This is a genomic window from Solibacillus sp. FSL K6-1781 (genome assembly GCF_038630735.1).
GTDB classification, from domain to species: domain Bacteria; phylum Bacillota; class Bacilli; order Bacillales_A; family Planococcaceae; genus Solibacillus; species Solibacillus silvestris.
The window spans coordinates 2770906-2793997 of sequence record NZ_CP152038.1 but is presented as its reverse complement, the minus strand read 5'-3'; the positions used below and the strand labels follow the sequence as shown (position 1 = coordinate 2793997).

25 protein-coding genes and 2 riboswitches are annotated in these 23092 nt (G+C 39.1%); of the genes, 18 read left to right on the top strand and 7 right to left on the bottom strand.

Features of this window, described 5'->3' with window-relative positions; all coding sequences use genetic code 11:
- Positions 1-75 precede the first annotated feature (75 nt).
- From MHH37_RS14000 to MHH37_RS13985, 4 genes are all read left to right on the top strand, one after another.
- The gene (locus MHH37_RS14000; RefSeq protein ID WP_342573560.1) at positions 76-318 is read left to right on the top strand and encodes a hypothetical protein; all 243 of its coding nucleotides are present in this window, start codon (positions 76-78) and stop codon (positions 316-318) included.
- 5 nt (positions 319-323) lie between these two features.
- Positions 324-1085 (top strand): hypothetical protein, encoded by a 762-nt coding sequence (locus MHH37_RS13995; RefSeq protein ID WP_342573559.1) that lies wholly within the window; start codon positions 324-326, stop codon positions 1083-1085.
- Between the two features lie 11 nt (positions 1086-1096).
- A complete protein-coding gene (locus MHH37_RS13990; protein ID WP_342573558.1) occupies positions 1097-1810 on the top strand; it encodes a PoNe immunity protein domain-containing protein in 714 nt (237 codons plus the stop codon).
- Between the two features lie 182 nt (positions 1811-1992).
- Complete coding sequence (locus MHH37_RS13985) at positions 1993-3177, top strand: M14 family zinc carboxypeptidase (RefSeq protein ID WP_342573557.1); 1185 nt, start codon at positions 1993-1995, stop codon at positions 3175-3177.
- 43 nt (positions 3178-3220) lie between these two features.
- On the opposite strand, the gene MHH37_RS13980 is transcribed toward MHH37_RS13985, so the two are convergent.
- Positions 3221-3505: a hypothetical protein gene (locus MHH37_RS13980; RefSeq protein WP_008405110.1), complete on the bottom strand. Its 285-nt coding sequence runs from the start codon at positions 3503-3505 to the stop codon at positions 3221-3223.
- 196 nt (positions 3506-3701) lie between these two features.
- Here MHH37_RS13980 and MHH37_RS13975 point away from each other — a divergent pair, with 196 nt between their 5' ends.
- Complete coding sequence (locus MHH37_RS13975) at positions 3702-3854, top strand: YpzG family protein (protein WP_008405111.1); 153 nt, start codon at positions 3702-3704, stop codon at positions 3852-3854.
- A gap of 64 nt (positions 3855-3918) precedes the next feature.
- On the opposite strand, the gene MHH37_RS13970 is transcribed toward MHH37_RS13975, so the two are convergent.
- Entirely contained in the window at positions 3919-4080 is a 162-nt protein-coding gene (locus MHH37_RS13970) for a hypothetical protein (protein WP_008405112.1), read from the bottom strand.
- 134 nt (positions 4081-4214) lie between these two features.
- Here MHH37_RS13970 and MHH37_RS13965 point away from each other — a divergent pair, with 134 nt between their 5' ends.
- Entirely contained in the window at positions 4215-4418 is a 204-nt protein-coding gene (locus MHH37_RS13965; RefSeq protein ID WP_008405113.1) for a hypothetical protein, read from the top strand.
- Between the two features lie 78 nt (positions 4419-4496).
- Here MHH37_RS13965 and MHH37_RS13960 read toward each other — a convergent pair whose 3' ends face one another.
- A complete protein-coding gene (locus MHH37_RS13960; protein ID WP_008405114.1) occupies positions 4497-4937 on the bottom strand; it encodes a cell wall hydrolase in 441 nt (146 codons plus the stop codon).
- Between the two features lie 172 nt (positions 4938-5109).
- On the opposite strand from MHH37_RS13960, the gene MHH37_RS13955 reads away from it, so the two are divergent.
- The 9 genes from MHH37_RS13955 (at position 5110) to MHH37_RS13915 (ending at position 15452) form a co-directional block, all read left to right on the top strand.
- Complete coding sequence (locus MHH37_RS13955; RefSeq protein ID WP_041865710.1) at positions 5110-6399, top strand: glycoside hydrolase family 18 protein; 1290 nt, start codon at positions 5110-5112, stop codon at positions 6397-6399.
- Positions 6400-6519: 120 nt separating this feature from the next.
- Complete coding sequence (locus MHH37_RS13950; protein WP_342573556.1) at positions 6520-7500, top strand: nitronate monooxygenase family protein; 981 nt, start codon at positions 6520-6522, stop codon at positions 7498-7500.
- Between the two features lie 136 nt (positions 7501-7636).
- Positions 7637-7735: riboswitch (TPP riboswitch) on the top strand.
- 66 nt (positions 7736-7801) lie between these two features.
- Positions 7802-7900, top strand: a riboswitch (TPP riboswitch).
- A 77-nt stretch (positions 7901-7977) separates the two neighbouring features.
- Complete coding sequence (tenA, locus tag MHH37_RS13945) at positions 7978-8670, top strand: thiaminase II (protein ID WP_087615873.1); 693 nt, start codon at positions 7978-7980, stop codon at positions 8668-8670.
- Positions 8648-9391 (top strand): hydroxyethylthiazole kinase, encoded by a 744-nt coding sequence (gene thiM, locus MHH37_RS13940; protein ID WP_342573555.1) that lies wholly within the window; start codon positions 8648-8650, stop codon positions 9389-9391. Before tenA ends, thiM begins: the two co-directional genes overlap by 23 nt.
- Positions 9388-10200, top strand: a complete 813-nt coding sequence (thiD, locus tag MHH37_RS13935; protein WP_008405120.1) for a bifunctional hydroxymethylpyrimidine kinase/phosphomethylpyrimidine kinase — start codon at positions 9388-9390, stop codon at positions 10198-10200. The genes thiM and thiD overlap by 4 nt, the downstream gene beginning before the upstream one ends.
- On the top strand, positions 10184-10801 hold the full coding sequence (thiE, locus tag MHH37_RS13930; RefSeq protein ID WP_342573554.1) for a thiamine phosphate synthase: 618 nt from the start codon (positions 10184-10186) through the stop codon (positions 10799-10801). The genes thiD and thiE overlap by 17 nt, the downstream gene beginning before the upstream one ends.
- A 125-nt stretch (positions 10802-10926) precedes the next feature.
- Positions 10927-13290 (top strand): bifunctional 2',3'-cyclic-nucleotide 2'-phosphodiesterase/3'-nucleotidase, encoded by a 2364-nt coding sequence (locus MHH37_RS13925; RefSeq protein ID WP_342573553.1) that lies wholly within the window; start codon positions 10927-10929, stop codon positions 13288-13290.
- A gap of 197 nt (positions 13291-13487) precedes the next feature.
- The gene (locus MHH37_RS13920; RefSeq protein ID WP_008405123.1) at positions 13488-14402 is read left to right on the top strand and encodes a glycine betaine ABC transporter substrate-binding protein; all 915 of its coding nucleotides are present in this window, start codon (positions 13488-13490) and stop codon (positions 14400-14402) included.
- Between the two features lie 141 nt (positions 14403-14543).
- The gene (locus tag MHH37_RS13915; protein WP_342573552.1) at positions 14544-15452 is read left to right on the top strand and encodes a glycine betaine ABC transporter substrate-binding protein; all 909 of its coding nucleotides are present in this window, start codon (positions 14544-14546) and stop codon (positions 15450-15452) included.
- Between the two features lie 84 nt (positions 15453-15536).
- On the opposite strand, the gene MHH37_RS13910 is transcribed toward MHH37_RS13915, so the two are convergent.
- On the bottom strand, positions 15537-16529 hold the full coding sequence (locus tag MHH37_RS13910; RefSeq protein ID WP_014823231.1) for an EAL domain-containing protein: 993 nt from the start codon (positions 16527-16529) through the stop codon (positions 15537-15539).
- Positions 16530-16726: 197 nt separating this feature from the next.
- On the opposite strand from MHH37_RS13910, the gene MHH37_RS13905 reads away from it, so the two are divergent.
- The gene (locus tag MHH37_RS13905) at positions 16727-18034 is read left to right on the top strand and encodes a globin-coupled sensor protein (protein ID WP_342573551.1); all 1308 of its coding nucleotides are present in this window, start codon (positions 16727-16729) and stop codon (positions 18032-18034) included.
- A gap of 164 nt (positions 18035-18198) precedes the next feature.
- Positions 18199-19290 (top strand): NAD(P)-dependent alcohol dehydrogenase, encoded by a 1092-nt coding sequence (locus tag MHH37_RS13900; RefSeq protein ID WP_065215587.1) that lies wholly within the window; start codon positions 18199-18201, stop codon positions 19288-19290.
- 52 nt (positions 19291-19342) lie between these two features.
- Here the strand turns inward: MHH37_RS13900 and MHH37_RS13895 are convergent, their stop codons facing one another.
- Positions 19343-20029: a TraR/DksA C4-type zinc finger protein gene (locus MHH37_RS13895; protein WP_342573550.1), complete on the bottom strand. Its 687-nt coding sequence runs from the start codon at positions 20027-20029 to the stop codon at positions 19343-19345.
- 159 nt (positions 20030-20188) lie between these two features.
- Here MHH37_RS13895 and MHH37_RS13890 point away from each other — a divergent pair, with 159 nt between their 5' ends.
- Positions 20189-21853: a ribonuclease J gene (locus tag MHH37_RS13890; protein WP_014823235.1), complete on the top strand. Its 1665-nt coding sequence runs from the start codon at positions 20189-20191 to the stop codon at positions 21851-21853.
- Between the two features lie 110 nt (positions 21854-21963).
- On the opposite strand, the gene MHH37_RS13885 is transcribed toward MHH37_RS13890, so the two are convergent.
- Together MHH37_RS13885 and MHH37_RS13880 are read right to left on the bottom strand one after the other, a co-directional pair.
- Positions 21964-22515 (bottom strand): integrase, encoded by a 552-nt coding sequence (locus MHH37_RS13885; RefSeq protein WP_342573549.1) that lies wholly within the window; start codon positions 22513-22515, stop codon positions 21964-21966.
- 282 nt (positions 22516-22797) lie between these two features.
- Complete coding sequence (locus MHH37_RS13880) at positions 22798-23076, bottom strand: KGG domain-containing protein (RefSeq protein WP_342573548.1); 279 nt, start codon at positions 23074-23076, stop codon at positions 22798-22800.
- Positions 23077-23092: the final 16 nt, after the last annotated feature.

Here is a 23092-nt window from a genome sequence, read left to right as displayed (position 1 = left end):
TTGTTTCCAATATCCCTGGGGAGTGTTAACTTCCAGGTAGAATGCTGGCAATCCTTCTCCCGCCGGAATCCGTTAATGATTGCACTGGCCTATCGTACGCAATCGTTGGATCAAGTGATTAATATGAATCCACTATTTAATCCTGGAGGAATCGGAGGAGCGAATCCATATACTCTCCCTTGTCTTTATCAAAATGGTCAGCAGCCTTTAGTTACTTTCGGTCTCAGCGGTGCGATGGTTTCAACAAATTTCGTTTCATTTATGAAGCAAAAAGAAAAGAAATCGCAAAAAAGCTTTCCGCTACAGCCCCAAAAGTAGATGATGTGAAAGAAGAGGAGAATGGTTTTCTTAATTTCCTAGGAGACGTCGGAAGTGGCGTTACAAAAGTCGGAAAAGGTTTGTTGGATTTCTTAATATTGGACGATGTGAACACGCTAGCTGATAAAGATGCATCATTACTAGATAAAGGAATTGCCGTAGCATCCTTCATTCCAGTAGGAAAAGTTTTGAAAATCCCGAAAGCGATTGATAAAATTGTAGATAGTAATGTGGGTGCGGTTGTTAAGAAGAGTGATGTAGATGAGGTTGTTGGTAAGGGTGCGGGTAAATCCGCAAAGGTAAATCAGACGCAATTAAAGATTATAGATGAAGTAGAAACCGGAAAGAGCTCTTTAAAAACCAACAAACATAAAGGGAATTACGGCGAAATGAAGATGGATATTCATTATGAAAGCAAAGGCTATGACAGGGTAAGTGATGGCAGGGTTACCAGTCTGGATGATAAGATAATTAAAGGCATCGACGGTGTTTATGAAAATTCAAATCCTCCGCCACAATTTATAATTGCAGAAGCGAAATATGGCACCGGTAAATTAGGGAAAACAAATGATGGACCGCAAATGAGTGAAGATTGGATAAACGGTAGTAATAGATTAGAAAGTGCGGTTGGAAAAGAAAAGGCTGATGAAATATTAGAAGCAATGATGTTTGATCCAGATAATGTACAAAGTTCATTAGTACACATAGATAAAGAAGGAAATGTCTTAGAATCAGTCCTTGACTCTGCTGGAAAAGTGAAAAAATAAAGGAGCTACTTATGAGAGATAAATTAAAAGATCGAGAATATTTTGATGGTTATATAGATTATCAAAATCAACGAATAGATAAATTTGAAGGTTTATTAGAACAATTAATAAATGAAAAGGGAACAGAATTTAAGGGAGTTAGAACGGGCAAGTTATCCCTAGTGAATTTTTATCTCGATAAGATGAATGCTTTGTATTCTCTAGGGGCCCCCGTTAAAGAAATAAAGCAGTTATTTCCTAAGATTATTCAGTATTTTACAGATATATGGAATAAAGAAGGCAGTTATTCAAATTTATTAAAGATAATGTCTTTAGCAATTTTATTTAACATTTCTAAAGGTCAGTTAAAAGGTTTATTAGATTTAATAAAAAAAGAACAGTTAAATGATAAATTGATCGATTTTTTAGTGCAGTATATTGATTCAGACTGGGAAAATAACGGATCGGAATACCTGTTTTCAAATCCATATGGATATGTTCAAAATATTATTGAGGCGGAAAATCAAAATACAGCTTTGGAGTTGTTAAAAGTTTATCTGGAAAAAGAATGGTATAAAGGGCACAATGATACAGGATGGTATGAATCGCATAAAGGCAATAAAGATATCTATAGTGGCTATTGGAGCTATGAAAGTGGTGCAGTTGCAAAAATCCTTCGATTAGATGATACGCAATTAAGAGAAGTTCCATACTATCCTTATGATTTGGTTCATTTTGAAGAATGATAATATAAATATAATTCATTAATATAGCACCTTGATTGGCTAATGCCTTTCAAGGTTTCTTTTGTAGAGGGTTACCTAGTACCGTATTTTGAAACAAACAGTGAGTATCTTATATCCGGTTAATAATCACCCACCACATTCATATACTTTCCTATTGATGATTTTATTGAGGGAGGAGCTTTGTGGAGATTTTCGTAAGACCGGGTGATTCCTTTTGGTATTATAGCCAAGTTTTTAATCTTCCTTTTCAGCTGATTCTTGATTCGAATCTGAATGCACAGGCCCTGATGCCCAACCAACCCGTTCAGATTCCCGGTTATGTGACAAGTCAGTATACGGTTCAACGGGGAGATACAATTTGGTCGATTGCACAAAGAATCAATATGCCGATGGATGCGCTTTTTCTGCTCAATCCGGTACTCAATCCATACGTACTTCAGGTCGGTCTACGGTTGCGGTTGCCTGTTCGTGTAACATGGAGAGTTGTGAATGGTGAACAGGATTACGATTATAGGGCAATGGTGCAGGATATTCGGTCATTGCAGGCAATCTATCCGTTTATAGCAAATGAGCCGATTGGCAATTCCGTATTGGAAAAAGAAATTCCGGGGCTCACGATTGGGAACGGGCAGAAACGTGTTCATTTTAATGCTTCTTTTCATGCCAATGAGTGGATTACGACGTCGATTGTCATGACGTTTCTTAATGATTATTTAATTTCGCTAACGAATAATGCTTCAATACGAGGGCTATATACATTGCCATTGTATATTCAAACGAGTTTAAATATTGTGCCAATGGTAAATCCCGACGGAGTAGATTTAGTGCTGAACGGACCTCCGGAAGATGAAACAATTCGTAAAAACGTAATCGAATGGAATAATGGTAGTACAGATTTCTCGGGTTGGAAAGCGAATATTAATGGAGTTGATCTGAACGACCAGTTTCCTGCTGAATGGGAACGGGAAAGAGAAAGAAACCCGAAAACGCCTGGGCCGCGGGATTATGGTGGGCAAAGTCCGCTATCGGAACCGGAATCCATTGCAATGGCCGATTTGACAGTAGAGCGGGATTTTGCTCGGGTTTTGGCTTTCCATACACAAGGTCAAGTTATTTATTGGGGATTCATGGGATTGGAACCTCCTGAAACAGAACAGCTTGTCAATGAATTTGCGAGGGTAAGCGGATATGAGCCTGTGCAGACAATAGAAAGCTATGCGGGTTACAAAGACTGGTTTATTCAAGATTGGCGCCGCCCCGGATTCACCGTTGAACTGGGGCTTGGAACGAATCCTTTACCAATCAGCCAATTCGGTGAAATTTATGAAGAAGCATTAGGGATTTTTTTAAGTGCATTATATATGTAAATAAAGTCCCCCCGTTACGTCCTTAGAGGTAACGGGGGAACTTTTATGAATCCCTCAAGGTTTCATCAATTTCAAGGATGCTTTGCTTTAGCTCATCTAGTTTGGATTTATTCTGCTCGACAATATCCAAATGCTCCTGTCTTTGCTCTGCATTGGCAAGTGCATTTTCGGTACGTTCCATTGAATTAAAAGCATGTTCCACCGCAAATTCCTCCGGGTGGGACATTGCCTGTTTTACTGCACGTTCTGTTCGTTCAACGGAGTTGGATAATAAAGTAATCGGGTGATTTTGTTTCCAGCTAGGTGTACCTGAACTTTTTTTAGCCACTGTTCCTCATCCTTTCTTGCGAAAATTGACTGATTCACACGTTTAGTATTGGTGGATGCAATGATTCCATACGCGGAAGAAATTCGGAATTGTTAGGAAATGTGTCGATATCAATTTTTATCTTTATAGGGAATAACTGCAGCAAGTACAGCCATACTAAAATTGATTCACTTTTAAACATAGGGAGGCGGAACGAATGGATAAGAAGGGTTTCACAGATCCAAAATCTAAGAAGATCCACCAAAACTGGGCGAGCGACAAGCATCAAAAGTCTCAAATCAAAGGGGAAACAGAGGTAACTCTGCATAACCAGATTTTGAGAATTAATGCGAAGGCGAGACAGTTCTAACCTTTGTCTTGAAGTAAATCAGGCCTTCATTCCAGTACATACTGGAATGAAGGCCATTTACATATCAATACATTTTTCTTTTTCCTTTTTTTGCTTGCTGATGGAGCTCGGTTAGTTCATTCGCAATTTCTTCCTTTACTTTGTTTGGTGCAATTTTCATGTTTTTCGGTGTTTGCGGTAATGATTGTTTATTCGTTCCTTTACTTTTACTATCATCTCTGCCCATTTAAATGCTCCTTTCAATATTGGTTCCTTCTTAATATGGCTTTACAACTTTTTTTCATTACAAAAATTGAGGAAGCCTGAAAAAAGCATAAAACCTCCTATCCTGAGCACATTAAGCCAGTAGGAGGTGATGAAATGAGCAAAAACAGTAAAGAAACGATGAATACGCGAACACATAATCCTTTTTCTACCTATAAAGAATTACACCGAAATACAACAAGTCACAACCGGAATCCTGAAGATAATACAGCGGAATTTGCCGAAGAGTTCGATTCGAAATTAAAAAATAAAAATAATAAAACAAACCATGATAAAAACCAGCAATCCAATAAAAAGTAACGGATAAAGAAAAATGAAAAAGCCTCGCTACATAGAATGTACAAGGCTTTTTCTTATATAGCTGGGCAATAGGTAATGCTAGCCCATATAAACACTTTCACATGTTCCTGCTATAGGCTCATAGAAACAATGCTGTTTAAATTGACCTGTAAATGGTTGATCGTACCAAGTAGGAGGACATGGGCCGGATGGGTTAAAATACCAAAGTGCATATTTCGCCGGATGGTCTCGCCAATAGTCCAGCGTCTGTCTTGCTAATCTTCTTTCAGTCTCTCTAGCCCTCTGATAAAACATGTTTCCTTTTTGTACCGCCTCAAAAGAATAGTTATTGCCCTGTACTTGGAAAATAACCTGCTCGATTGTTCTCACATCATTAAAATCCAGGCATGAAGCAACAGCTCGGTTCACAATTACATTTCCGACATACAGCATCCCTTGTTTTCCTTCACCTTCAGCCTCAGCCCGCATCATTCGTGCCATCAAATCCACATCGGAATCCCGGTATTTTACTCTTGGCATTTTTTCACCTCACAACTATAGTATGAAACAGTCAACCTGGTTGCGCATATGAATGAATGAAAATGTATAATATTGTTTTTTGTCATGGTTACTTATATATTTCTAACCTATCTTTCCGCATTAATACGGTATATAGTTCATAAATTAGTACATAGGAAAAGGAGGACGGACAATTCAAATTCATGTAGTACAACCGGGAGAATCATTGTGGGCAATCGCACAGGCTTATGGAACAACGGTGCAGAGTTTAGTGGAAGCCAACCAAATTCCGGAGCCGGCCCGGTTAGTGGTCGGGCAAGCATTGGTCGTTCCATTGAAAGGGCAGTATTATATTGTACAGCCAGGGGATAGTTTATGGTCAATTGGTCAACGTTTTCAGGTGAATTATTTAACGCTCGCACAAGCAAATGGCTTGAATCCAGATGCGTTGCTGATGATTGGCACCTCATTGTATATACCGGAACCAACTAAAAGGTCCGCAGAAATTTTGGCATATGTAGAACCAAGAGGCGATGAAATAAGTGATACGCTGCTCGACCAAGTTCGGGAGGCAAGTCCTTATTTAACGTATTTAGCTATTTTCAGTTTTGAAGCAAGACGGGATGGTTCATTAAAAGCGCCTACAATTAACCCATTACCGGAAATTGCTGAACAAAATAATACAGGAATAGCAATGGCAATCACTAATCTCGAGGATTATCAGTTTAGTGCTGAGCTAGCACGTGATATTTTCCAAAGTGTTGCTGTTCAAAATTTACTGCTGGACAATATCATTGCTGAAGCAAAGCGTATCGGAAATATTTCGGATATTCATTTTGATTTTGAACGGATTGCACGCGATCAGCGGGAAGCTTATAATAATTTCCTCCGAAGAGCTGTCGAGCGTATGCATGCGGAAGGATATACCGTTTCTACCGCATTGGCTCCAAAAACGAGAGCCGATCAGCCAGGGGAATGGTTTATGGGCCATGACTATAAGGCGCACGGCGAAATAGTGGATTTTGTTATGTTGATGACATATGAATGGGGATATTCTGCTGGACCTCCAATGGCCGTCTCACCGCTGCCGCAAGTCGAACAAGTAGTACAGTATGCATTAACAGAAATTCCTGCAAATAAAATTTTACTTGGGCAAAATTTGTATGGTTACGATTGGACATTACCTTTTGTACAAGGAGGAGATTACGCAGAAGCGATAAGCCCGCAACGTGCAATTGAAGTGGCCAAACGCTACAACGCGGCAATCCAATTTGACTATACAGCACAGGCACCCTACTTTAACTATTATGATGAGCAAGGGCGTTCACATATTGTCTGGTTTGAAGATGCGCGTTCGATTCAGGCGAAGTTCGATTTAGTAAAGCGATTAAATTTGCGCGGAGTCGGCTATTGGAAGCTCGGTCTGCCATTCCCGCAAAATTGGCAGCTCATCGGGGCTAATTTTAATGTAGTGAAGAAATAGCAAAAGGAAAGAAAATCAGATGAAAAAACATCTGACTTTTGATTGTCATCTAAATTTAGAAGGAGATTTTATTGAAGCTGATGAAGTATTAGTAGTAGCTGAATAAAAGGGGGATTATAGATGGGGAATATTCCGGAAATTTTACAAAACTTACGTATCCCAGTGATCGGGGCACCATTGTTTATTATTAGCAATCCGAAATTGGTCATTGAACAATGTAAGGCAGGAATAGTCGGGTCAATGCCTGCGTTAAATGCAAGACCGGCAAGCCAGTTGGATGAATGGTTAGCTGAAATTACAGAGGAGTTGGCCAGCTATAATGCCAAAAATCCGGATCAGCCGGCTGCGCCATTTGCCATTAATCAGATTGTTCATAAAACAAATGAACGTCTGGAACAGGATATGGAGCTCTGTGTGAAATATAAAGTTCCGATTATTATTACTTCACTTGGGGCACGTGAAGAAGTGTTTGAGGCAGCACATAGTTATGGAGGTATCGTTTTCCATGATGTCATTAACAATCATTTTGCAAAAAAAGCGATTCAAAAAGGTGCAGACGGCATCATTGCTGTAGCAACAGGCGCAGGCGGTCATGCAGGACAACAGAGTCCATTCGCGCTCGTACAGGAAATTCGTGAATGGTTTGACGGTCCATTAGCTTTATCAGGTTCAATCGCACGAGGGCACTCAGTGTTGGCAGCACAGGCGATGGGGGCTGATTTTGGCTATATCGGCTCACCATTCATCGCGACCGAAGAAGCGTTTGCTCGTCAAGAATATAAACAGATGATTGTTGATAGTACTGCAGAAGATATTGTATACAGCAATTTATTTACAGGAATCCACGGGAATTATTTGAAAGGTTCTATCATGAACGCGGGGATGGACCCGAGTAATTTAAAAGAAAGTGATCCTTCAGCAATGAACTTTAACGATAATACCGCAAAAGCCTGGAAAGATATTTGGGGCAGCGGGCAAGGAATTGGCGCGATTAAAGAGATTACTTCCACAAAACAATATGTCGATAAACTGGCTGAAGAATATGCTCAGGCTTATCATGAACTGACTGGTAAAAGATCGGCAGTAGCCCATTTACAATAGATGTAAGCGCATCATTAGTAACAGAATTTTACTAACGATGCGCTATTTTGGGTATAAGGTATTTAACTATTAATTTCGTAATTTTTTGAATTCACTTGCCCGGTTCGAATTAATTTGTTACACTCTGGGTAATTAAATGCATTTGCGGGGGGACACAGCAGTGTTGAGAAGGTTAAAACCTGACCCTTAGAACCTGACCGTTAATACGGACGTAGGGAGCAAAGTACAAGCTATACATATGTACTTACTTTGGCTCCGCGTATATTTTACGTGGAGTCTTTCTTTTGCAAATACACAAGCATTTGATTTGCGGGGGGACACAGCAGTGTTGAGAAGGTTAAAACCTGACCCTTGGAACCTGGCCGTTAATACGGACGTAGGGAGCAATGAAAAGTGGTACTTACACTTTTTGGGGACGTCTCTCTATATGTTGAGACGTCTTTTTTGTGCTTCCGCCAACAAAAAGGAGGAGTAACAATGGGATTTTGTGAAAAGGTAAGAAAAGAAACGGATTTTTATTGGGAGGCTAGCTTTTATCATCCTTTTGTACAAGGGATTGCAGATGGGAGTCTACCGCTGGAGAAGTTTAAGTTTTATATGCTGCAGGATGCGTATTATTTAAAACATTATACGAAAGTATTAGCTCTTGCAGCTGCAAAAGCGACAACGGATGATGATGTTCAATATTTTCTGCAAACAGCAAAGTTTATCCATGATGCCGAGCTTGAGTTGCATCGTACAACGTTTAAAGAATTAGGTGTGACAGCGGATGATTTGGAACAATTCGAACCAGCACCAGCAGCCTATAACTATGTGAGCCATATGTACAATGCAGTGCATAACGGAGATGTAGCAGAAGCATTTGCGGCAATCCTGCCATGCCCATGGCTGTACCAGGAAATTGGGCAAAGATTAAAAGATGCATGCCCCAATATACCTCTTTATGAACAGTGGATTGCATTATATGCTTCCGAGGAGATGCTTCAAAATATTGAAGTACAAAAATCGATGCTAGATCGATATGCGAAAGAACAACCTGCAAAGCTTAAAGTACTACAGGAGCATTTTAAGAAAAGCTGTTATTACGAATGGATGTTTTGGGAAATGCCTTGGACGAAGCAAAGCTGGGAACAAGGAGTGTATGTAAATGAGTCTGCAAGCAATTTATAATAAACAACCATTAGTTCATTGTATTACCAACTATGTTGTCGCAAATTTTACAGCGAATGGCTTGCTGGCGGTAGGAGCTTCACCAGTAATGGCGGATGCAATAGAAGAAGTGGGTGAAATGGCTGCCCAGGCCAATGCTTTGCTTTTAAATATGGGCACTTTGAATGAACGGACAATAGAGTCGATGAAGAAAGCAGGACTTAGCGCAAACATGCATAATACTCCGGTTGTTCTGGATCCAGTAGGTGTAGGGGCAACGAAGTTTCGAGCTGAGACAGCACAACAATTGCTCGACCTTTTAAAGATTAATGTAATCCGTTGCAATATTGGAGAAATGGCGGCTCTTGCGGGAGTAAATTGGGCGTCTAAAGGTGTGGATAGTGGCAAAGGAGATATCGATGTTGCAGTGACTGCCAAACAGTTGGCTAATAACTATCAATGTATTGTGATCGTAACAGGAGAACAAGATGTTATTACTGATGGGATAAGAGTGGAATTTGTAGAGGGTGGTCATGAAAAGGTGACAAAAATGACGGGGAGTGGCTGCTTGCTTAGTGCCTTTTGTGCAGCGGTGCTTGCAAACAGTAAAGAACCGTTTGATGACTTACTAACGCTACTGAATGAATATAAACAGGTAAGTGCCAATTCTGTTGCAACTATAGGAAATTTCCACTCAAATTTCTTGAATCAACTAGAGAATTTAGCGGAGGGACGAAAATGATTACATGTACGATAGCAGGATCGGATAGCGGTGGCGGTGCCGGGATTCAAGCCGATTTAAAAACGTTTCAGGAACTCCGTGTATTCGGTACATCAGTAATCACCGCATTAACCGCACAAAATACTGAAGGAGTGCATGGAATTTTTCCGACAACGGCTGATTTCGTTCAAGCTCAGCTAAAGGCAGTACTTCAAGATTTCGACGTAAAGGCAATTAAGACAGGGATGCTGTTTAGTGCTGAAATTATCGAAGCCATTGTGACTTTACTAAAAAATACGGATATTCCGCTTATCGTTGATCCGGTCATGATTGCAAAAGGCGGTGCCAGTTTGCTAGAGCAGCAGGCAACAACAGCTCTTAAAGAAAAGTTATTGCCGCTCGCAACCGTTTGTACCCCGAATATACCGGAAGCGGAAATCCTGACAGGCTATAAAATACAAACGGAAAAGGATATCGCATCAGCGGCGCATGATTTATTAAGTCTGGGGCTGAAATGTGTTGTCATTAAGGGTGGTCACTTAAACAGTAAGCATGCGACAGATACGGTTTTCATCCGCGGGGTGCAACCATTTAAAATGAAAACCGAGCGGGTGGATACGAAACATACTCACGGTACAGGATGTACATTTTCTGCAGCGATTACCGCGGAAATGGCAAAAGGCAGATCGATAGAGGCAGCCATAATAGAAGCAAAAAAATATGTGCAGCTTGCAATCCGTCATCCGCTTAATATTGGTCATGGGTTTGGTCCGACAAATCATTTCGCCTATCATGAACAGCGGGGGATGTGCGATGTCCATGTCTTTTGATTTGAATAGATATTTTGTGATGGGAACGGCCAATTGTAAACGCGAACCATTGCTTGTTTTGGAAGAAGCTTTACAGGCAGGCATTACGATGTTCCAACTGCGAGAAAAAGGAAAAAATGCATTAAAAGGCGATGCGTATGCAGAGTTTGCCCGTCAATGCCAAAAGCTGTGCCAAACATATAAAGTGCCGTTTATTATTAATGATGATGTCGAGCTTGCACTAACATTAAATGCAGATGGTATTCATGTAGGGCAGGAAGACACCGGTATTGAACAATTTAGATTCCTTGCAAAAAATAAAATCATCGGTGTATCGGTTCATACGATGGAGCAACTCGAAATGGCCATTGCAAATGGGGCGGATTATGCGGGAATTGGTCCAATTTATGAAACTTCCACAAAAGATGATGCGAGAGCACCAGTAGGGCTGACGTTACTGGAAGAAGCGAAATCTCAGTACACTCAATTCCCTATTGTAGCAATTGGCGGAATCTCTGTTGAAAATAGTTTCATTGTAAGACAAACAGGAGTAAATGGAGTCGCCGTTATTTCGGCAATCAGTCATAGCGATAATATAAAAGAGGCTGTAAATTCACTATAAGTTAAATACTGTCATATAAGTACTATTTTGATTGGAATAACCTGTACCAAATTACTCTTTTCTACTATTCTGGCAATTTAGTATGATAGTTCTGTTATACACTACAGAATATGGGAGTGAAAGAAATGTTGAAAAAACTATCTGCTTCAGCCTTAACGCTAACACTTTTAGCAAGTGGCATGTCAGCAGTTTCAGCGGCACCAGTCTCTACAAATGAAGATATGACACGTGGGGAGTTTGTGATGGCCGTAATCGATGCATTGGGGGTAGAGGTCGGTACTGGTCAGTCTGTAAAATTTCAGGATGTACCTGATTCACTTAAGCCTTATATTGAAAAAGCGGTGGAATTAAAGTTAATTAAAGGAAAAACTCCAACTAAATTTGCACCAGACGAAAAACTGACACGCACACATGCATTCCTTATTGCGGCAAGAGGATTGCAGGATAAGGAAACATATTCTGAAAAGGTATTGGATCAGTTTAAAGACGCAAACAAAATTGGACAAGGCAATCGCCAGGAAATGGCGAAAGCGGTAGCAACAGGATTACTGACAGGCTTTGATGACGGAACGATTCGCCCGAATGATTTTGTAACAAAAGCTCAAATGCAAAAAATTCTTCAGCGCTTTTTGGAAGAATACAGTCCGGTAAAGGCAAATACGACGGTTTCTTTACGTATTTTAGGAACGACGGATATTCACACAAATATTGTAAACTATGATTATTACAAAGATACGCCAACGAACAGTTTAGGTTTGGCAAAAACTGCGCTGCTAATCGAAAAGGCGCGTGAGGAAAATCCAAATGCAGTGCTGTTTGACAATGGAGATGCAATACAAGGAACGCCACTTGGCTCGTATATTCAGTCAGTAACGAAATTGAAAGACGGGGAAGTTCATCCATCGATTGCTGCGATGATCGCACTTGATTATGATGTAGCGACATATGGTAACCACGAGTTTAACTACGGTTTGGAATTTATCGATGAAGTAACGGATGATGCCCCATTCCCGTATGTAAATGCCAATGTGCGTAATGCAACGACAAAGGAATTAATGTATAAGCCATATGTCATGATTGAAAAAGAAGTAGTCGATTCAAACGGTGAAAAAACGTTGATTAATATTGGGGTAACAGGTATTGTGCCACCGCAAATTTTAAAATGGGATAAAGCAAATTTAGAAGGAAAAGTAACAGTCGATGATTCCGTAGAGGCTGTTAAAACAGTCGTTCCGCAAATGAAAGAAGCAGGAGCAGATGTTGTCGTAGTACTTTCACACTCTGGTATGGGAGATGCTACACATGAAAAAGGGGAAGAGGATGTATCGTATTTACTATCTACAATTGAAGATGTGGATGCAATCATTACAGGGCATGCCCATGGCGTATTCCCTGGTAAAGTGGATAGCTCTATAACAAATGTGGATATTGAAAAAGGAACAATGAACGGCAAGCCGATTGTTATGGCCGGTAAATTTGGTAGCCATTTAGGGGTCATTGATCTAGAGCTTGAGAAAAAAGACGATGCATGGGATGTTACAACAGGAACGGGCGCGGTGCGTGAAATCGCAAAAGATAATGATGCTGTCAGCGCTACGGTTGTAGAAAGTGTAAAAGAAGCACATGAAGGAACAATTAAATATGTGCGTCAGGCAGTAGGGACAACGACAGCGAACATTCACAGTTACTTCTCGCAAGTTCAGGATGATCCTTCTATTCAAATTGTAACGAATGCCCAGTCAATCTATGTGAAAGAAAAGTTGAAAGGTACAGCGTATGAAAACCTTCCTGTCCTGTCAGCTGGTGCACCATTCAAAGCCGGAACAAGAAGTGATCCGGAATACTATACATTTGTACCAAAAGGTGAGCTTGCAATTAAAAATGTAGCAGATTTATATTTATATGATAATACACTTGCGATGCTGAAGGTAACAGGTGCAGATGTGAAAGAATGGCTTGAAATGTCTGCAGGACAATTCAATCAAATAGATGCAACAAAATCAGAAGAACAGCAATTAATCAACGCCGAATACCGTTCATACAATTATGATGTTATTGACGGTGTGACATATGAAATTGATGTAACAAAACCGGCAAAATATGATGCAAGTGGAAAAGTTGCAAACGAACAATCATCACGTATTGTCAATCTGCAATATAACGGGAAGCCAATTGATGCAGCACAGGAATTTATCGTAGCGACAAATAACTATCGTGCGAATGGTACATTCCCAGGTGTTCGTAATGCGACAGCGGTTGAAATTTATCCGGATGAAAACCGTCAGGCAATTATCGACTATATTTTAGCCGAAAAAACAATTGATCCGACAGCAGATGGCAACTGGAAGTTCGCTCCGATTCCGGATAGCGTAAATGTTGTATTTGAATCTTCTAAAAAAGCAGTTGATGTATTGGATGAAAACAGCGCTATTAAGTATATTGGAGACGGTACAGACGGCTTTGGCAAGTATGGTTTAAAAACAAAATAATTTTAAAAATGCCTGTAGGCGAAGAATTCTTTTCTTCTGTCTGCAGGTTTTTTTGTTTGTTTTAAATGACTGTCACGAGTAAGAATTAATACCGGTAAGTAACTAATTTTTTTAGAAAACCTTTTGACATAGTAACAACCTGTTGTTAATATTGAGTTGTTACTTTTTAGATAAAAATTTTAAAAGAGGATGAGAAGATGAGCAAAATCAAAACAATGGGTATTACTTTAGGAATGTCTTCCGCACTGCTACTTGCTGCTTGCGGAGATGATACGGAGAATAAAGAAAGTTCGGCCGGAGCGTCGTCTTCTAGTATTGGCGAACAAGTCGATTATACAGTAGTTGCTACTGAACCCGGAGCAGGTTTAACTGGCCTTTCCCATGAAGTAATGGAGCAATATGAGAATCTGGAAGGCTGGACATTACAGGAAAGTTCAACTGCTGGAATGCTGAGTACGTTGGATAAGGCAATACGAAATGAAGAACCGGTTATTGTGACAGGCTGGACACCACACTGGAAATTCTCGGCTTATGATTTAAAAATACTTGAAGATCCTAAAGGTATTTTAGGCGGTGCTGAAAACATTCAAACACTTGCCAGAAAAGGTTTAGAACAAGACTTGCCTGATGTATATACAGTACTTGACCGCTTTTATTGGGAGCCGGAAGATATGGAAAAAGTCATGTATGATGCACAAGAAAATGGTGACTTTGATGTAGCAGCAGCCGATTGGGTTGAAAATAACCAAGATAAAGTTAGTGAATGGACAAAAGATATAGCACAAGGAAATGGCGAAAAGGTAAAAATCATTTCAACACCTTGGGATTCGGAATTTGCTTCAAGTAGCGTAATAAAATTGGTGCTGGAACAATTAGGGTATGAACCTGAAGTAACACCAGTCGATCCGGCCATTATGTTCCAGTCAATCGCAACTGGTGAAGGAGATGTAACGGTAGCACCATGGTTACCAACAACTCACAAAGCATTTTATGATAAGCATAAAGACGATATTGTTGATTTAGGTGAAAATCTAGAAGGAACGCAAAATGGTTTTGTTGTTCCGGCATATGTAGAAATTGATTCGATTGAAGATTTAAAACCGAAAGAATAAATAGAAATATGCTCCGTAAATAGCCTATACGGGGCTTTATTTATTTGTACTTCTAGTTTGACAAAAGTAACAACTTGTAGTTAAAATGGGGTTGTCGCTTTTTTAGGAGTAGATAAATTCAGATTATAGGGGATGAAACATTTGAAACGATTTAAAACTTTAGGTTTAACTATAGGGATGTCTGCAGCATTGTTATTAGCAGCATGCGGGGATGATACAGGCAGCAGTGATAATTCAAACACTGAATCTGCAAGTATAGGTGAACAAGTAGATTATAAAATCATTGGGATAGAACCTGGCGCGGGGATAACAGGTTTGTCACATGATACATTGGAACAATATGAAAATCTGGAAGGCTGGACATTACAGGAAAGTTCAACTGCAGGCATGATCGGGACGTTGGAACAGGCGATTCGCAATGAAGACCCGGTGATTGTAACTGGCTGGACACCCCATTGGATGTTCTCTGCCTATGACTTAAAATTCCTTGAAGATCCTAAAGGAGTTTTAGGAGGAGCAGAAAATATAAATACTGTCGTAAGAAAAGATCTTGAAAAGGATTTACCGGACGTCTACACAGTGCTTGACCGATTCCATTGGGAACCGGAAGATATGGAACAAGTTATGTATGATGCACAAAATGGAGATTTTGAAACAGCTGCTGCCGCCTGGATTGAAAATAACGATGACAAAGTAAGTGAGTGGACGAAGGGTATTGAACAAGGTAACGGAGAAAAAGTGAAACTTGTTTCAGTCCCATGGGATTCAGAAATTGCATCAAGCAGCGTTGTTAAAATAGTGTTGGACAATTTAGGTTATCAAGTAGAAGTAATACCTGTAGACCCTGCGATCATGTTCCAGGCAATTGCAACTGGTGAAGGGGATGCTACTGTGGCTCCATGGTTGCCGACAACTCATCAGGCATTCTATGAAAAACACAAAGACGATATTGTGGACTTAGGCGAAAACTTGGAAGGTACGCAAAATGGCTTCGTCGTACCAGCTTATATGGACATTGATTCAATTGAAGATTTAGAACCGAAAAAATAACGTGTAAAACCCTTTTTATTGGTAAATTTATTTTAATAAAAAGCTATGTGCAGTAGTGGGCAACCATTCTACACATAGCCTTTTTTATGCGATCGTTCGCTGTGGTTCGATGCTTGGTTTACCAAATAAATAACCTTGGAATAACTTATAGCCGATTTGTTTTAGCCACTCAAAGTCTTCCTGAGTTTCTATTCCTTCCGCAAGTGGTGTTGCGCCAATTTCTAGCGCTTTTTTCAAAAACTGTTTGGCGGTATTTTGTTTTTCAAAATCAGTATTTACGCCTTGTACATATTTCATATCAAGCTTCATATAATGCGGCTTTATGTCGCCAAGCATTTCCAGAGTATTATAACCTTCACCTACATCGTCCAATGCATATTGAAAGCCTTTTTTGTTATAGTAATCCAAAATTGATTTTAAATGATTAATATCATCAACTTGCTCTGATTCCACGACTTCAAATACAAATTGATTCGGGTCAATTTCCAGAAGGTTAGCGAGCTTTACCGTTGACTGCAGGCAATATTCAGGAGAATAAATCGACGTAGGAATGAAATTGATAAATGTTTTTTTCTTTAATACAGCAGCATACTTTACGGCAGCCATGCGACATAAACGGTCCAACGCATACAGGCGCCCTCGGGTTTTAGCTGCGGCAAAAATTTCATTTGGAAAAATGAGTGAGCCATCTTCTCGGGTAAAGCGTGATAGCACCTCATAAGCGTAGATTTCATTTCTGCTATTTACAATAGGCTGAGAGTAGCTGACTACTGCATTTCTATGTATGACATCATCAATCCATTGCATTTCCAGAACAGTTTCAATTTCAGCAAGGTGCTCCCAAGGCATTTCATCCAATCTAAAATAAATCAGTTCTGGCTCCATATAGTCTCTACTAAAGTCAAGAAACTCTTTCACGCCGGATTCTTGTATCATTACAATTTGTTCCTTTTTAGTAATTGTTAAATTCCGGCGATTAAAGTGTTCGACAATCATATCCAACATAGCGATATTGTTTTCGCCTTTTAATAAAATCTCAAACTGTAATTCTGACACGACACAATTTCTGCAAGACATGTAAAGTTCCCCCCTTTTAATCTTTATTTAACTGTATAGTATAGAGTTCAAAAATACTATGTAATATTGATTATTTTACTATTAAAATTATGTTTTGTACAACGTTTGTATATTAGTTCTAATTATTTCGCATAAAGTTGACAGTAAATAGTAAATAATGTTATACAATAATTATACAAAGTGTTGGGGTGAGGATAATGGTAATGTGGTGGAAGCAGAAAACATTGGTCGAAAAGGCACATCAAGAGGAGAAAGTGAATGACTTTCATCCTGTAATTGAATTGACAAGCATGCCTGAATTAGCACAGCAGATGAACTTGATTGGTATAGCGGAAGAAAATTTACGGCACATAAAATCATATCAACCAGCAATTGCAGCGGGAGTATCCGAGATTACGGATGTATTTTATGAAAATGTATTAGCCGTACCATCTTTAAAAAAGATAATCGAAGAGCGTACAAAAATTGATCGCTTAAAGAAAACATTGAGTTCTTACATTATTTCCATGTTTGACGGGGTTTTTAATGAAGAAACAATCGAAGCGAAAAGAAAACTCGCCCGCATGCATTTCAAAATCGGGTTGGATCCAAAATGGTATATGGGCACATTTCAAAAGTTGCAGGAAACAATGATTATGCTTATCAGTAAAGACATAGCGGATGTTGCAGGAAGAGAAATTATTCAATTAAATGTGTCAAAACTTATTAACCTTGAGATGCAGATTGTTTTAGAGGAGTATGAAAAGGAAAATTTAAATCTTCGAAAAGAGCAATATAATGTTGTAAAGTTTGAACTGAAGGATAAATTATCCGCCATTATTCAAAACCTTGCAGACTTAACGGAAGAGACGAACCAATCGATTGAACAAGTAAACAGCCATACATTTCAGATAAGTAGTACGATTGAATCTAACGTTAAAATTGTACAGCATATACATACAGATGCAGTGACAGGGAACAGCGAAGTTACAAGGCTGGAGCAGGAAATGCTTGAAATTAGGAATAGTACGGTTGAAATGGGACAACTGATCGGGAATTTAAAAACGTCTTCCGAACAGATTATCGATATTGTGGCCCTTGTTAAAAATATTGCAGACCAAACAAATTTACTTGCATTAAATGCCTCGATTGAAGCAGCAAGAGCGGGGGAACATGGTAAAGGGTTTGCTGTTGTCGCACAGGAAGTACGGAAACTGGCGGAACAATCGAAAAGCTCTGTAGAAAATATAACAAATCTCATCCAGACGTCCACGCTGCTAACGTCGACTGCTGTTCAAATGATTGAAAGGGTTCAGTTGAGGGTGGATTCAGGTTTGGATGTATCGATCAATACCCAAACGATATTTCAGCAAATTTTGAATGCAATCGAACAAAATGAAGCACAAATAAAGGAAGTCGCAATGGATATAACAAATTTGGGCAGTGTCATCGGCAACATCGGTCAAGAAACGAGAGATGTTGCAATTACTGCAGACGAGCTTTACCAAATGACTACCCACCTATAAAGTTTTATTTGAGTATTTTGTAATGAATAATGCTGTGTAAAAGTGCCATCGCTTTTACACAGTTTTTTGTTTTATAAGTCTCTTTTTTTATAAGTGTAATTACAAAATGATTGGGAATAGTAAGGTAGGTGAGAATAAATTAATAAATAGGGAGCCACATTGAAATGAAAATTACTGCAGCTGTAACTGAAGCACAAGGAAAAGATTTCGTCTTGCAGGAAGTAGAACTAGCATCCCCAAAAGCAAATGAAGTGTTGATTAAAATTGTAGCAACAGGTGTTTGTCATACAGACGCGGTAGCACGTGATTTAGCAATTGCTCCGCTTCCAGCTGTTCTTGGACATGAAGGATCTGGAATTGTAGAAGAAGTGGGAGAAGGTGTAACAAGTTTAGAAAAGGGTGACCATGTTGTCATATCGTTTGCACATTGCGGGACGTGTCCGAACTGTTTAACAGGCCATCCAACAGTATGTGATACGTTTAACCCACTCAACTTTGGCGGCGTTCAGGATGATTATACAACACGTCTATCAAAGGATGGTGCCGAGTTAGCAACATTTTTCGGTCAGTCTTCATTCGGAACATATGCAATTGCACATGAGCGAAATGTTGTAAAAGTAGATAAGGATGTTGATTTAGCGTTGCTTGGTCCTCTGGGCTGTGGTATTCAAACAGGTGCCGGGACAGTATTAAATCGACTTCGACCACAATTTGGTTCTACAATTGTCATATACGGATGCGGTGCTGTTGGTTTATCTGCGTTGATGGCAGCAAAAATTGTGGGCTGTAAACATATTATTGCCGTTGACGTCCATGACTCACGACTGGAGTTTGCAAAGGAACTAGGAGCGACACATGTATTAAATGGTCGAAATGTTGATGTCGTTGCCGAGGTTAAAAAGATTACAAACGGCGGTTCAAACTATGCAGTTGAAACGACAGGTGTGCCACAAGTTGTGAAGCAATCCCTTAATGCATTACGTCCATTAGGTACTTGTGCGATTGTAGGGGTGACACCTGAGATGACAATCGATGTCCATAACGATATTATGGCGGAAGGAAAAACAATGGTGGGAGTCATCGAAGGAGATTCGGTACCTCGTGTATTTATTCCGGAATTAGTCAACTATTATAAAGATGGTAAATTCCCGTTTGACCGACTCGTAAAATTTTATGAATTCGAACAAATTAATGAAGCTTTTGAAGACTCTAAAAATGGGACTACTATTAAGCCAATTTTAAAAATCGCGAAATAAATTGACTAAAGCCGAGAATATAGACATTCTCGGCTTTTTGATTATTTTACAGTCAATCTAAATAATCGTGTTTTCGTGCTTCGTCAGCATATTCTTTGGAAATTTGCCCCTGCAGAAAATCGTCCTTGGAAACATGCAATATTTCCAGTGCAGAATACATATCTTCATCATCTTTATCTTTGTATAAATCGTTGTAGTGATCGAAATCTCCTTCAAAATCTGCTGGTGTATCGGAATTTCCATACTGTGCGACGATTTGGAAGGAATCTTCGTTATCTTGAAGCTCATCATCCTTTTCCCGATTTGAAAAGGAGTTGTCGACAGCCGGATGGAGCAATTGTTCTTCAACCGGACGATCTGCTGCAGGTGTTTTTGCATCACTATGCTCAATACAAAAAGCCGTATACGGAATTGCTTGCAGTCGATCATATGGGATTTCTGTTTGGCATTTTGCACAAACTCCATATGTACCGTCATTCATCCGATCAAATGCTGCTTCTATTTGGCCCAATAAGTCATCACTATGCACTTTTAATGCCATATCTTTTTCACGGTCATATAATTCAGTCGCTAAATCCGCGGGATGATTGTCAATAGTTGAGAGCTCATCTGTAGAGTCCCTTAAACTGGCACGTGCAATAAGTTCGTTTTCATTTGTGTTGACATCACCAATTAATTCTCTTTTTTGTTCGATGAGCAGTCGTTTTAATTTAGTAAGTTGTTTTTCACTAAGCATCATAATCAATTCCTTTCAATTTTAGTATGAGCGAAATACCATGAATTATTTCAAAACATCGTGAACTGCTTTCGTATAGTTTCTTTTTAAATTAGAAATACTAATATATAAGGCAAAATTTATGTACACATAAAAATATCCATCCTATAGGAGGAGTCGAAGTTGCTAAATACTGAAAATACACTATCCATTTTCGCATTAGGCGGCATAAATGAAATTGGAAAAAATATGTATGTCATTGAATATGGACAAGAATTAGTTATCGTTGATTGTGGCGGGAAATTTGCGGATCAGAGTTTATTAGGTGTCGATTTAATAATCCCGGATTTAAGCTATTTGGAAGAAAATAAACATAAAATCAAAGCTTTAGTTGTAACGCATGGACATGAAGATCATATTGGCGGAATACCATATTTGTTGAGAAAAATTAATATGCCGATTTATGCATCCAGATTTACCCTTGGGTTAATTGAGCTGAAACTAAAGGAGCACAAATTGCTCCGTAATACAGAATTAATTGAGATTAATGCAGAGTCGAAAATTAATTTTGACCAACTATCGCTCACTTTCTTTAAGACAAGTCATAGTATCCCCGACTGTTTAGGGATTGTTTTTCATACGCCTGAAGGGAAAGTCATTCATACAGGTGACTTTAAATTTGATTTCACACCCGTTAATGATCAACCATCAGATATTCATAAAATGGCAGCACTCGGTACAGAAGGGGTGCTCGCCCTCATATCCGAAAGTACAAACGCCGAACGTCCCGGATTCACACCATCCGAGCAAGTAATTGGAGGTCATTTGGATGAGGAATTTCAAAAAGCGACCGGAAAAATCTTCATTTCTACTTTTGCATCCAATGTAAATCGCATTCAGCAAATCGTCGAAGCAGCTAAAAAGACGAATCGGAAAATTGTTCTTCTAGGTCGCAGCATGGTCAATGTTACGTCGGTTGCGATGCGACTGGGCAACTTGGATATTCCAGGCTGGATGCTTATCGAGCCAAGAGAATTAAAAGAGTTACCGCCGGAACGAGCAGTAATATTATGTACAGGAAGCCAAGGGGAGCCATTAGCTGCGCTTTCCCGTCTCTCAACTGGCCGTAATCGGGATGTTAAAGTTGTGCAAGGCGATACGGTTATTTTCGCAGCTTCACCAATACCTGGAAATGAAAAAGATGTTTCAAAAATTGTTGATAATCTGTTTCAGCTTGGCGCAAAAGTAGTATACGGAAATTCGAGCATTACCGGAATGCACGTATCGGGTCATGGCTATCAAGAAGATTTAAAAATGATGCTGACACTCATGAAGCCAAAATATTTTATTCCCATTCATGGTGAATACCGCATGCTTCATATTCACCGTTCACTGGCAGAAGCGGTTGGTGTGGAAAAAGGGCATACATTTATCCTTAAAAATGGTGAAATTGTTGACATTAAAGGCGGGGAAGCGCGGCAAACACGCGCTATTCCGGCAGGAGATACGTACGTGGATGGTACTGGAAGTGATGAAGTCGGTGAAATTGTATTGCGAGATCGTAAGCAACTATCCGAAGATGGGATGCTTGTGATTGTCGTCACGATCAGTAAATTCGATGGATCCATTATTTCTGGTCCTGACAGCATTTCTCGCGGATTCGTCTATGCGAGAGAATCAGAAGGGTTAATAAATGATATTAACGAAATTGCTCAATCAGCTGTCGAAAACTTTAAAGAAGCCAATCCGTTTGCTATGAAAAAAGCTGTTAAACACGCGGTAGATCAATATATCTTTACATTAAAAATGAAAAAGCCAATGATTTTGCCGATAATAATTGAAATATAAAGTTAAATTATTACAGAAACAGAAAAACGATCTTGAAAGGAAATATTCGCTTTCAAGATCGTTATTTTATTACATGCATTTTAGTCTTTTTTTGTTTGGGCTCACTAAAATTAAGCAGGCTGAAGCTCCGTTTGTTCCAGAAGCTGTTTGTAAACTGCCAAATCTTCTTCATAATTATTAATATATGTGGAAAGACTATGATTTTTTATCATTTCAAATGTATTTTGATCAATGAGTAATAATTTTTCATTTAGGTTTTCTGCGTTAGCCCATGCGGTTTCTTCAAAGGCGATGTTCATTTGATGTTCTTCTATTAACATGCCTAATAAATCAGGATTTTTAAAAATTTCTTTAGTAGAATATTGATCTCTCATATCAAAATAATCGAGGGTTCTAGTTAAAGAAGCATCTAGTGCAGGACGGTCAATAGCGTGACCAAGTTCATGAAGTGTAATGGTTTTTACATAGTGATCAAATGGAATGCTTGGTAATTCGCCAGCTGCTTCCACTAAACGGTTTGCATCAAAACTAACAACATTTGTTATAAAGTTATAGCTCATATTTACTCCGGTATGATCCTCCTCCAACATTATAGGGAGGCCGGTAGCTTTAATAGTGGAATAAATTAATTTATATAAAAATTCGTTTGTATATTGGTTCATGTATACGCTCATTTCCTTTTCAATATATATAATAAATAAGAAAACACAATAAAATGCTCGCTCTAATTTAAGCAAGCATAAAATAATATATAATTGTTATATAATATTTTCAAGTAATTTGTTTGGATATGTATACTGTTCGAGGGGAAATTTGGATAATAGGGTAAAAATCCATACAAATAAGGGTGTTCGCCATTCTTCTAAATGGCAAACACCCTTTATTAATGTAAAGAATTAATATTTACATCATGAATCAACCTATCTTCAAGGTTAATTAAATCATTATGAGTTATTTTTTTTGTTATTATTGTTACTGTTATTGTTTCTACGGCTAGCTTCTCCGCCTTTGCGGCCAGCTTCTTCACGGCTCATTTTGCCGCCATTATTGTTATTACCGTTTTGGTTGTTTCCGCTGCTAGCTTCTCCGCCTTTACGGCCGATTTCTTCATAAAATTCTCTACCATGGTTATTAGATGTAGCTTCTCCGCCTTTACGACCCGCTTCTTGAACCGTCATTTGTCCGTCATTCTGATTCTGATTACGTTTGTTGTTATTAGCCATTTCTTACATCCTCCTA

Coding starts and splice junctions, on each gene's coding strand:
- MHH37_RS14000 (WP_342573560.1), top strand. CDS start 76: ATGATTGCACTGGCCTATCGTACGCAATCGTTGGATCAAGTGATTAAT.
- MHH37_RS13990 (WP_342573558.1), top strand. CDS start 1,097: ATGAGAGATAAATTAAAAGATCGAGAATATTTTGATGGTTATATAGAT.
- MHH37_RS13975 (WP_008405111.1), top strand. CDS start 3,702: ATGGATAAGAAGGGTTTCACAGATCCAAAATCTAAGAAGATCCACCAA.
- MHH37_RS13970 (WP_008405112.1), bottom strand. CDS start 4,080: ATGGGCAGAGATGATAGTAAAAGTAAAGGAACGAATAAACAATCATTA.
- MHH37_RS13965 (WP_008405113.1), top strand. CDS start 4,215: ATGAGCAAAAACAGTAAAGAAACGATGAATACGCGAACACATAATCCT.
- MHH37_RS13960 (WP_008405114.1), bottom strand. CDS start 4,937: ATGCCAAGAGTAAAATACCGGGATTCCGATGTGGATTTGATGGCACGA.
- MHH37_RS13950 (WP_342573556.1), top strand. CDS start 6,520: ATGGGGAATATTCCGGAAATTTTACAAAACTTACGTATCCCAGTGATC.
- tenA (WP_087615873.1), top strand. CDS start 7,978: ATGGGATTTTGTGAAAAGGTAAGAAAAGAAACGGATTTTTATTGGGAG.
- thiM (WP_342573555.1), top strand. CDS start 8,648: ATGAGTCTGCAAGCAATTTATAATAAACAACCATTAGTTCATTGTATT.
- thiD (WP_008405120.1), top strand. CDS start 9,388: ATGATTACATGTACGATAGCAGGATCGGATAGCGGTGGCGGTGCCGGG.
- thiE (WP_342573554.1), top strand. CDS start 10,184: ATGTCCATGTCTTTTGATTTGAATAGATATTTTGTGATGGGAACGGCC.
- MHH37_RS13925 (WP_342573553.1), top strand. CDS start 10,927: ATGTTGAAAAAACTATCTGCTTCAGCCTTAACGCTAACACTTTTAGCA.
- MHH37_RS13920 (WP_008405123.1), top strand. CDS start 13,488: ATGAGCAAAATCAAAACAATGGGTATTACTTTAGGAATGTCTTCCGCA.
- MHH37_RS13910 (WP_014823231.1), bottom strand. CDS start 16,529: ATGTCTTGCAGAAATTGTGTCGTGTCAGAATTACAGTTTGAGATTTTA.
- MHH37_RS13905 (WP_342573551.1), top strand. CDS start 16,727: ATGGTAATGTGGTGGAAGCAGAAAACATTGGTCGAAAAGGCACATCAA.
- MHH37_RS13900 (WP_065215587.1), top strand. CDS start 18,199: ATGAAAATTACTGCAGCTGTAACTGAAGCACAAGGAAAAGATTTCGTC.
- MHH37_RS13895 (WP_342573550.1), bottom strand. CDS start 20,029: ATGATGCTTAGTGAAAAACAACTTACTAAATTAAAACGACTGCTCATC.
- MHH37_RS13885 (WP_342573549.1), bottom strand. CDS start 22,515: ATGAACCAATATACAAACGAATTTTTATATAAATTAATTTATTCCACT.
- MHH37_RS13880 (WP_342573548.1), bottom strand. CDS start 23,076: ATGGCTAATAACAACAAACGTAATCAGAATCAGAATGACGGACAAATG.